The sequence below is a fragment of the Actinophytocola sp. genome (assembly GCF_036002505.1).
GTDB lineage: Bacteria > Actinomycetota > Actinomycetes > Mycobacteriales > Pseudonocardiaceae > DASYTH01.
In genome coordinates this window covers 20,765-30,318 of the sequence record NZ_DASYTH010000215.1, presented here as the reverse complement: position 1 = coordinate 30,318, position 9,554 = coordinate 20,765, and the positions used below count along the sequence as shown (strand labels likewise).

The 9,554-nt window shown below is 70.1% G+C and carries 7 protein-coding genes and 1 pseudogene; all 8 read right to left on the bottom strand.

Annotated features, from left to right (window positions below):
• A pseudogene (locus VGR06_RS18405) lies at positions 1-239 on the bottom strand (orotidine 5'-phosphate decarboxylase); the annotation flags it as partial.
• Between the two features lie 127 nt (positions 240-366).
• On the bottom strand, positions 367-3,669 hold the full coding sequence (gene carB / locus VGR06_RS18400; protein WP_327560315.1) for a carbamoyl-phosphate synthase large subunit: 3,303 nt from the start codon (positions 3,667-3,669) through the stop codon (positions 367-369).
• Positions 3,662-4,279, bottom strand: coding sequence for a DUF4276 family protein (locus tag VGR06_RS18395; RefSeq protein ID WP_327560314.1), 618 nt, complete (start codon positions 4,277-4,279; stop codon positions 3,662-3,664). The genes carB and VGR06_RS18395 overlap by 8 nt, the downstream gene beginning before the upstream one ends.
• The gene (locus tag VGR06_RS18390; protein WP_327560313.1) at positions 4,276-5,457 is read right to left on the bottom strand and encodes an AAA family ATPase; all 1,182 of its coding nucleotides are present in this window, start codon (positions 5,455-5,457) and stop codon (positions 4,276-4,278) included. Before VGR06_RS18390 ends, VGR06_RS18395 begins: the two co-directional genes overlap by 4 nt.
• The gene (gene carA, locus VGR06_RS18385; RefSeq protein WP_327560312.1) at positions 5,454-6,575 is read right to left on the bottom strand and encodes a glutamine-hydrolyzing carbamoyl-phosphate synthase small subunit; all 1,122 of its coding nucleotides are present in this window, start codon (positions 6,573-6,575) and stop codon (positions 5,454-5,456) included. The genes VGR06_RS18390 and carA overlap by 4 nt, the downstream gene beginning before the upstream one ends.
• Positions 6,572-7,906 carry a dihydroorotase gene (locus VGR06_RS18380; RefSeq protein ID WP_327560311.1) on the bottom strand — a complete coding sequence of 445 codons (1,335 nt, stop codon included), beginning with the start codon at positions 7,904-7,906 and terminating at the stop codon, positions 6,572-6,574. The genes carA and VGR06_RS18380 overlap by 4 nt, the downstream gene beginning before the upstream one ends.
• Complete coding sequence (locus tag VGR06_RS18375) at positions 7,903-8,847, bottom strand: aspartate carbamoyltransferase catalytic subunit (protein ID WP_327560310.1); 945 nt, start codon at positions 8,845-8,847, stop codon at positions 7,903-7,905. The genes VGR06_RS18380 and VGR06_RS18375 overlap by 4 nt, the downstream gene beginning before the upstream one ends.
• Positions 8,844-9,431 carry a bifunctional pyr operon transcriptional regulator/uracil phosphoribosyltransferase PyrR gene (gene pyrR / locus VGR06_RS18370; RefSeq protein WP_327560309.1) on the bottom strand — a complete coding sequence of 196 codons (588 nt, stop codon included), beginning with the start codon at positions 9,429-9,431 and terminating at the stop codon, positions 8,844-8,846. The genes VGR06_RS18375 and pyrR overlap by 4 nt, the downstream gene beginning before the upstream one ends.
• Between the last annotated feature and the right edge of the window lie 123 nt (positions 9,432-9,554).

Here is a 9,554-nt window from a genome sequence, read left to right as displayed (position 1 = left end):
CGCTCCAGCACGGCCACCCCGCGCGAGCCGTGCGCCTCGAAGAACGCCGACTGCGGCTTGAGCACCGCGAGGTCGGCGGCGAACGCCTCGACACAGGTCAGGGCGAACCGCTCGAGGCCGCCGGGGTCGACCGGCAGGCTCCACGCCTCGAGCAGGCCGGGGTGCGGGTCGATGCCCACGCAGAGCGGGCCGCGCAGGGACACCGCGGTCGTGACCCGGGCGCCGAACGGGGCCCTCACTGTTCCGCCTCCCCGGGATTTACCTCTGTCGTGGCGTTGGGCAAAAACCTTTCGGTTGGCAGGGTTTCCGTGGCTGAGTTGCGTCCCGTTCCCCTTAGGTGCGGTTGGCAGGTACGTAGGTGCTGTCTCATCGCTGCTCCCGCAGGGCCGCCTGGAGCGCCTGGAGCGGCTCTACGCCGATGTCCTGGCGGATCAGCGCTTCGATGCCGTGCACCGCGGCGGCCGCGCCCTGGATCGTGGTGACGCACGGGATGTCGCGGGAGACGGCGGCGGTGCGGATCTCGTAGCCGTCGACCCGCGGGCCGGGGTTGCCGTACGGGGTGTTGATCACCATGTCGACGGCTCCGCTGCGGATCAGGTCGACGATGTTCTCCTCGCCCTCGAAGTGCTTGCGCACCACGGTGACGGGGATTCCGTTGCGGCGTAAGACTTCCGCGGTGCCGGAGGTGGCCAGCACCTCGAACCCGAGGTCGGCCAGGCGCTTCACCGGGAAGATCATGGCGCGCTTGTCGCGGTTGGCCACGGAGACGAACACCCGGCCCCCGGTCGGCAGCGATCCGTACGCGGCCGCCTGGGACTTGGCGAACGCCTTGCCGAAGGAGGCGTCGATGCCCATCACCTCGCCGGTGGACTTCATCTCGGGGCCGAGCAGGGAGTCCACGCCGTGGCCCTCGGGGGTGCGGAAGCGGTGGAACGGCAGCACGGCTTCCTTCACCGAGATCGGGGAGTCGGGCGGCAGGTCGGCGCCGTCGCCGGCGGTGGGCAGCATGCCCTCGGCCCGCAGCTGGGCGATCGTCGCGCCGAGCATGATCCGGGCGGCCGCCTTGGCCAGTGGGACGGCGGTGGCCTTGGACACGAACGGCACGGTGCGGGACGCCCGGGGGTTGGCCTCCAGCACGTAGAGCACGTCGTCCTTGAGCGCGTACTGCACGTTGAGCAGGCCGCGCACGCCGATGCCGTGCGCGATGGCCTCGGTGGAGCGGCGGATGGCGTCCAGGTCGGAGCGGCCGAGGGTGATCGGCGGAAGCGCGCAGGAGGAGTCGCCGGAGTGGATGCCGGCCTCCTCGATGTGCTCCATCACGCCGCCGAGAAAGACGTCGACGCCGTCGCACAGCGCGTCGACGTCGATCTCGATGGCGTCGTCGAGGAACCGGTCGACCAGCACCGGGTGCTCGGGTGAGACCTCGGTGGCCCGCTTGATGTAGCCGGCCAGCGACTGCTCATCGTATACGATCTCCATGCCCCGGCCGCCCAGCACGTACGAGGGCCGGACCAGCACCGGGTAGCCGATCTCGTCGGCGATCCGCTTGGCCGCACCGAACGAGGTCGCGGTGCCGTACCGCGGCGCCGGCAGCCCGGCCGAGGTGAGCACCTCGCCGAACGCGCCGCGGTCCTCGGCCAGGTGGATCGCCTCGGGCGCGGTGCCGACCACCGGCACCCCCGCGTCGGCCAGCCGCCGCGCCAGCCCCAGCGGCGTCTGCCCGCCCAACTGGACGATCACCCCCGCGACCGTCCCGGAGAGCCGCTCCGCGTGCACCACCTCGAGCACGTCCTCGAACGTGAGCGGCTCGAAGTACAGCCGGTCGGCCGTGTCGTAGTCGGTGGACACCGTCTCCGGGTTGCAGTTGACCATCACGGTCTCGTAGCCGGCCGCCCGCAGCGACATCGCCGCGTGCACGCACGAGTAGTCGAACTCGATGCCCTGCCCGATCCGGTTCGGACCCGACCCCAGGATCAGCACCTTCGGCCGCTCCCGCTGCGGCGCCACCTCCGACTCCGAGCCCTCGGGGTCCAGCTCGTAGGCCGAGTAGTGGTACGGCGTCAGTGCGGCGAACTCGGCCGCGCAGGTGTCCACGGTCTTGAACACCGGCCGCACGCCCAGCCGGTGCCGCAACGTGCGCACCCCGTCCTCGCCGGCCAGCTCCGGGCGCAGCGCGGCCACCTGCCGGTCGGACAGACCCGCGCGCTTGGCCCGGCGCAGCACCGCCTCGTCCAGCACCGGCGTGGCCATCACCTCCGCGCGCAGTTCCACCAGCGACGCGATCTGGTCGACGAACCACGGGTCGATGCCGGACGCCTCGGCCACCTCGGCCACGCTCGCCCCCAGCCGCAGCGCCCGCTCCACGGTGTACAGCCGCCCGTCGTGCGGCGTGCGCAGAGCGTCCACAGTGGACTCGAGGGAGATGTCCGGGTCCGGCCGGGTCCAGAAGCCGGCCTCCTTGGTCTCCATCGAGCGCAGCGCCTTTCCCAGCGCCTCGACGAAGTTGCGGCCCAGCGACATGGCCTCGCCGACGCTCTTCATGGTCGTGGTGAGCGTCGGGTCGGCGCCGGGGAACTTCTCGAAGGCGAACCGCGGCACCTTCACCACCACGTAGTCCAGCGTCGGCTCGAACGACGCCGGGGTCTCGCCGGTGATGTCGTTGCGGATCTCGTCGAGGGTGTACCCGATGGCGAGCTTCGCCGCGATCTTGGCGATCGGGAAGCCGGTGGCCTTGGACGCCAGCGCACTCGACCGGGACACCCGCGGGTTCATCTCGATCACGACCAGCCGCCCGGTCCCCGGGTGCACGGCGAACTGGATGTTGCACCCCCCGGTGTCCACGCCGACCTCGCGGAGCACCGCGATGCCCACGTCGCGCATGTGCTGGTACTCGCGGTCGGTCAGGGTCATGGCCGGGGCCACGGTCACCGAGTCGCCGGTGTGCACGCCCATCGGGTCGACGTTCTCGATGGAGCAGACCACGACCACGTTGTCGTTGCGGTCGCGCATGAGCTCCAGCTCGAACTCCTTCCAGCCGAGCACGCTCTCCTCGATCAGCACCTCGTGCACCGGGCTCTCCACGAGGCCCTGCGCGGCCAGCCGGTCCAGCTCCTCGTCGGTGTGCGCCATGCCGGAGCCCAGGCCGCCCATGGTGAACGACGGGCGGATGACCACCGGCAGACCCAGCTCCTTGACGGCGACCGTGACCTCGTCCATCGACCGGCACACCGCACTGCGCGGCACCTCCGCGCCGACCGCGCGGACGATGTCCTTGAACCGCTGCCGGTCCTCCCCGCGCTGGATGGCCTCGATGTCCGCGCCGATCAGCTCCACGTCGTACCGGGTCAGCACACCCTGATCGTGCAGCGCCACCGCGGTGTTCAGCGCGGTCTGCCCGCCCAGCGTGGCCAGCAGCGCGTCCGGCCGCTCCCGGGCGATCACCTTCTCCACGAACTCCACGGTGATCGGCTCGATGTAGGTCGCGTCGGCGAACTCCGGGTCCGTCATGATCGTCGCCGGGTTGGAGTTGACCAGTGTGACCCGCAGCCCCTCCTCCCGCAGCACCCGGCAGGCCTGCGTCCCCGAGTAGTCGAACTCGCACGCCTGCCCGATCACGATCGGCCCGGAGCCGATCACCAGCACGTGCCCGATATCCGTCCGTTTAGGCATCAGCACCACCTTCGCTCACCAGCCGACGGAGCCCGTCCCGGAACACCTGAAAGCTCCTCGACCGGTTGTCTTCGACGTTCATGTGCGGAGCGATGTCCTGCGCCGCTACGGACTTGGCTAGACCCTTGGAGTGGTAGCCGTGCTCACGTAGCACCCGCTCTAAGGCTTCCCAGGTCCCACAGATGGCGTCTGGATCGCGGCATCCTTCTCGCACACCCAGGCTGGGCGGCAGTTTTGGATAGGCGCGGCACAACACCGGCACGTCGCCCAGAAACCACGCTTCGAGTTCCTCAACGACAATGCGAAACAGCACCGCGTGAGGCGGTAGTCGTGCGGTCACCCCCACTTTCTGCAGTTCGGCTTTCAACCGAAGGCAGTCGTCACGATCACGATCAAGCAGAACGACTATCCGCATGTTGATCATGGACCAGTAGCGTGAGTAGGCGCGGAACCGATCAGGCAACCTGCGCAACAAGTCAGGCTTTCCCTCGAACGCGATGATCTCAAAGCGAACGCCTGGCACGATGCGCGGAAGCAGGTGCTTCAGTGCGGTCTCAGCCGAGCGTTCCTCGACGAGTACCTCAAGCATCACCGGAGGACGATCACTCACGGTCGCTCCGTCAGAGGGTCTCCGACGCGGAAGTACCCCTCTGTCCACAGGTCACCAAGCGCCCCGCCAGATTCGACCATCGGTACAAGCCGCGGCAGATCAACGGCCCGGGCTGCGTTGGCGTAACCATCCTCGCCCCGATACAGCACCCAGACTTCCTCGGGCCGCAACGCGTCCACGAACTGCGGCGAATGTGTCGCGACGATCACCTGACCGCTCTCGGCGGAGATCCGGATGTCCTCCGCAAGGTGGTAGTGCAGCCGCGGATGAACCTGGTTTTCGGGTTCTTCGATCAGCAACACCGAGGCCCGGTCTCGTAGCGCGACGAGATAACCCAGCAGCTTCAGCGTCCCGTCGGAGATGCTCTCGGGCAAGATCGGCTCATCGGAGCCTTGTTCCTTGATCCGCACAATGTAGCGGCCATCCCCCTGCGGTTCGGGGATAACCTCCTCCAACCCGGGAACATAGGCCCGCAGCGAGCTGATGATCGCGGCCCACTCGTCCTTCCGAGCGTCCCGAAGATGCTCGACCACCTTCGCGAGGTTGTCCCCGCTCGACGACAGTCGGATGACCCTACGGCTCGCACGGCTGCGCGAACCGGGCCGAATTTGCCCGATGTCGAGGTTCGACAACCGGCACTGCGACATGAACCGCCTGAACCCTGCAACACCCGCAGAGCCGCCCAACTGTCCGAATACACCCACGGCTAGAACATCGGGGCCGATCAGGGAACCGTGGTCCCGGAGGTCCCCCGAGTCGATCGTTCCCCGACCTTGGTGAAACCGCAGCAATGGCGCCATCTCGGCACCCTCGGGGGGGTGCAACAACAGCTGCTCCTCGGCTACGACTGGCGCGCCATCGTCCTCATCGATGACCAGCCGATAGCTGAACTCTTCACCCTCGACGCCACAACCGAGTTCGATCTCGACAGGACCGGTTGCCGCGCGGCTGCGGATCTCGGCGATGCCGCCACGCTCGTCGCATGGTTCGGCAAGTCCTCGCGTGACCGCTTGCTGCACGAAGCGGAGCGCGTCGAGCACCGTCGACTTGCCGCTACCGTTGGGTCCCAGCAACACCGTCACAGGCGTGAGGGGTTCCAGAGTGATGTCCCGGAGCACCCGATAGTTCCGGATACGGAGCTGGGTGATTCCGGTTGATACGATTCCGGGTGAACTCATCTCCGTACCTCATTCATCAGGCTCACGAACTCGTCGAAGAGTAGGGCCGCGTCGTGCGGGCCGGCGGCCGCCTCGGGGTGGTACTGCACGCCGAACGCCGGCACGTCCAAGGCGCGGACGCCCTCCACGCAGCCGTCGTTGGGGCAATAGTGGCTGAGCACGGCCGGGCCGAACTCGGTGTCGAATCGCTCCCCCGGCTCGCCTTCGAGCGCGAACCCGTGGTTCTGCGCGGTGATCGCCACCCGGCCGGTGGCCGTGTCGATCACCGGGATGTTGATGCCGCGGTGGCCGTAGCGCAACTTGTAGGTGCCCCGGCCGAGCGCGCGGCCGAGGATCTGGTTGCCGAAGCAGATGCCGAACAACGGGATTCGCCGCGCCAGCACGGACTTCGTCAGCGCGACCGCGTGGTCGGCGGTGGCCGGGTCGCCCGGGCCGTTGGCCAGGAACACGCCGTCCGGCTCCACCGCCAGCACATCGTCCATTGTGGACGATGTGGGCAGCACGTGGGTCTCGATGCCGCGGGCGGCCATCATCCGCGGCGTGTTCGACTTGATGCCGAGGTCCAGGGCGGCGACCCGGAAACGGCGCTCGTCGTTCCGCGCCGGGACCACATAGGGCTCCACCGTGGTCACCTCACCGGCCAGGTCGGCGCCGGCCATCGGCGGGCTGGCCAGCACCCGGGCGACCATACCATCCACATCGGACAGTTCGGGGCCGGAGAACACGCCGCCGCGCATGGCGCCCAGCTCGCGGATGTGCCGGGTGAGCGCGCGGGTGTCCACCCCGGCGAGGCCCACCACGCCCTGGTTGCGCAGCTCCTCGTCGAGCGTGCGGCGGGACCGCCAGTTCGACGGCACCCGGGCGGGGTCGCGCACCACGTACCCGGCCACCCAGATCCGGCTGGACTCGCCGTCCTCGTCGTTCCACCCGGTGTTGCCGATCTGCGGGGCGGTGGCCACCACGATCTGCCGGTGGTACGACGGATCGGTCAGCGTCTCCTGATAACCGGTCATCCCGGTGCAGAACACGACCTCGCCGAGCGTGCTCCCGGTCGCGCCGAACGCCTCGCCGCGGAACACCCGGCCGTCCTCCAGCACCAATGCCGCCGGGGTCCTCATGTGCTCGCCTTTCCATTGTGGACGGTCAAGGTCCCGCGGAGCAGCGTGTGGATCACGCGGCCGGGGAGCTCCATGCCCTCGTACGGGGTGTTGTCCGCGATGCTGGCCAGCTCGTCGCCGCGGACGGTCCAGGTGGCGTCCGGGTCGACCAGGGTCAGCGTGGCCGGCTCGCCGACCGCGATGGGGCGGCCGTGCGCGCGCAGCCCGGCGATCTCCGCGGGGCGCTCGCTCATCACCCGGGCCACGTCGCGCCAGGTCAGCAGGCCGGGGTGGACCATGGTCCTGACCACCACGGAGAGCGCGGTCTGCAGGCCGAGCATGCCGGGCCGGGCCGCGGACCACTCGCAGTCCTTGTCCTGCGGGGCGTGCGGCGCGTGGTCGGTGGCCACGCAGTCGACCACGCCCTCGGCCAGCGCCGCCCGCAGCGCCTTCGTGTCGGCCCCGGTGCGCAGCGGCGGGTTGACCTTGTTCACCGGGTCGTAGGTGGCCAGCCGCTCGTCGTCGAGCAGCAGGTGGTGCGGGGTGACCTCGGCGGAGACGGTGGCGCCCTGGGACTTCGCCCAGCGCAGGATGTCCGCGGTGCCCTCGGTGGACACGTGGCAGACGTGCAGCCGCGCGCCGGTGTGCCGGGCCAGCAGGCAGTCCCTGGCCACGATGGACTCCTCGGCCACCGCGGGCCAGCCGGCCAGCCCGAGCCTCGCGGCCAGCTCGCCGTCGTGGGCCTGGGCGCCCGCGGTCAGCCGGGGCTCCTCGGCGTGCTGGGCGATCACCGCGTTCAGCGCGGTGGAATATTCCAGGGCCCGGCGCATGATCAGCGGGTCGGCCACGCAGAAACCGTCGTCGGAGAACATCCGGACCTGGGCCGCCGAGCGGGCCATCGTGCCGAGCTCGGCGAGCTGCTCGCCGCGCAGGCCCACGGTGACCGCGCCGACCGGGTGCACGTCGACCAGGCCGACCTCGCGGCCGCGGCGCCACACGTGCTCGACGACGACCGCGTTGTCCGCCACCGGGTCGGTGTTGGCCATGGCGAACACGGCGGTGTAGCCGCCGAGCGCCGCGGCCGCCGAGCCGGTCTCGATGGTCTCCGCGTCCTCCCGGCCGGGCTCGCGGAGGTGCGTGTGCAGGTCCACGAAACCCGGCAGCGCCACCAGTCCTCCGGCGTCGATGACCTCGGCGCCGTCACCGTCCACATCGGACCCGAGGGCGGTGATTCGGCCGCCGCGGATGAGGAGGTCGACGGGTGGACCTTCGCCGTAGGGGCGGATTCCGCGGAGGTGGAGTGCCTTGAATGCCACATTTGGGTCGTTGAGTGCCTGGAATGTGGCATTCATGGCATCTCCTCCTTGTGCTCGAGCAGGTGGTAGAGGACGGCCATCCGGACGTGCACCCCGTTGGCCACCTGCTGGGTGATCGCCGCGCGGGTCGAGTCGGCCACCGTGGAGGAGATCTCCATGCCGCGCAGCATCGGTCCGGGGTGCAGCACCACTGCGTGCTCCGGCAGCATCCGCAGCCGCTTCTCGTTGAGGCCGTAGGCGATCGAGTACTCGCGGGCGGACGGGAAGAAGCCGCCGTGCATGCGCTCGGCCTGCACGCGGAGCGTCATCACCGCGTCCAGGCCGGGAAGCTCGGCGTCCAGGTCGTGGCTGACCGGCACCTTCGCCTCGTCCAGCCAGCGCCGCAGCCCGTCCGGCACCAGCGTCGGCGGGGCCACCAGCACCACGTCGGCGCCGAGGGTGCGCAGCAGGTGCAGGTTGGACCGGGCCACCCGGCTGTGCAGCACGTCGCCGACGATGCCGACCCGCCGGTCGGCCAGCCCGCCGAGCCGCTCCCGGATCGTCGCCGCGTCCAGCAGCGCCTGGGTGGGGTGCTCGTGCATGCCGTCGCCCGCGTTGATCACCGACGTCGGGGTGCCGGCGAGCCAGGTGGCCAGCCGCTGCGCCGACCCGGAGGACGGGTGCCGGATGATCACGCAGTCGGCGCCGGCGGCGGACAGGGTGAGCGCGGTGTCCCGGAGCGACTCGCCCTTGCCGACCGAGGAGCCGCTGGCCGAGACGTTCACCACGTCCGCGCTCATCCACTTGCCGGCGATCTCGAAGGAGACCCGGGTGCGCGTCGAGCTCTCGTAGAACATGGTCACCACGGTGCGGCCGCGCAGCGTGGGGAGCTTGCGCACCTCCCGGCCGAGCAGCGTGCGTTTGAGGTTGTCCGCGGTGTCCAGCACGGCGGTCGCGGTCTCGGCGTCCAGCCCCTCGGTGGCAAGTAAATGCCTCATGCCGAAACCACCTTCCGCAGCAGAACGGCGTCGCGGCCGTCGATCTCCTCGAGCAGGACGGCGATCTCCTCGTCCCGGGCGGTGGGCACGTTCTTGCCGACGTAGTCCGCGCGGATGGGCAGCTCGCGGTGGCCGCGGTCGATCAGCGCGGCGAGCTGGACGGCGCGCGGGCGGCCGGCGTCCCGGAGCGCGTCCAGGGCGGCGCGGACCGTGCGGCCGGAGAACAACACGTCGTCGACCAGGACGACCAGGCGGTCGTCCACGCCGACGTCGGGCAATGCCGTGGCTTCCAGCGGGCGGGCCGGGCGGCGCCGCAGGTCGTCGCGGTAGAGCGTGATGTCGAGCACACCGGTGGGCACGGTGACGCCGCTGAACTCGGCGATGCGGGCGGCCAGGCGGGTGGCCAGGGGCGCTCCCCGGGTGGGGATGCCGAGCAGCACCACGTTCGGCGCAACGGCGGCACTGATCGTGGTCTTCTCGATGACCTGGTGGGCCATTCGGGCGATGGTGCGCGCGACATCGCCGGCGGCGAGCAGCTCACGCTGCCCGGCCGGGTCCGTCGCGCCACGATTGCGCGGCGCCACGGCGTGACCTCCTTCCCCGCCTCACGGGACGGGTCGTTAAAGGATGTCGTTACTCCCCTTGCCAGGGGTCCAACGCACCTTAGCAGGCACGATGCCTCCACCGACCGGGTGGTAAGCATGGAT

Bases quoted from the DNA above. Each gene is read 5' to 3' on its own strand.
- carB (WP_327560315.1), bottom strand. From the start codon at position 3,669: ATGCCTAAACGGACGGATATCGGGCACGTGCTGGTGATCGGCTCCGGG.
- VGR06_RS18390 (WP_327560313.1), bottom strand. From the start codon at position 5,457: ATGAGTTCACCCGGAATCGTATCAACCGGAATCACCCAGCTCCGTATC.
- carA (WP_327560312.1), bottom strand. From the start codon at position 6,575: ATGAGGACCCCGGCGGCATTGGTGCTGGAGGACGGCCGGGTGTTCCGC.
- VGR06_RS18380 (WP_327560311.1), bottom strand. From the start codon at position 7,906: ATGAATGCCACATTCCAGGCACTCAACGACCCAAATGTGGCATTCAAG.
- VGR06_RS18375 (WP_327560310.1), bottom strand. From the start codon at position 8,847: ATGAGGCATTTACTTGCCACCGAGGGGCTGGACGCCGAGACCGCGACC.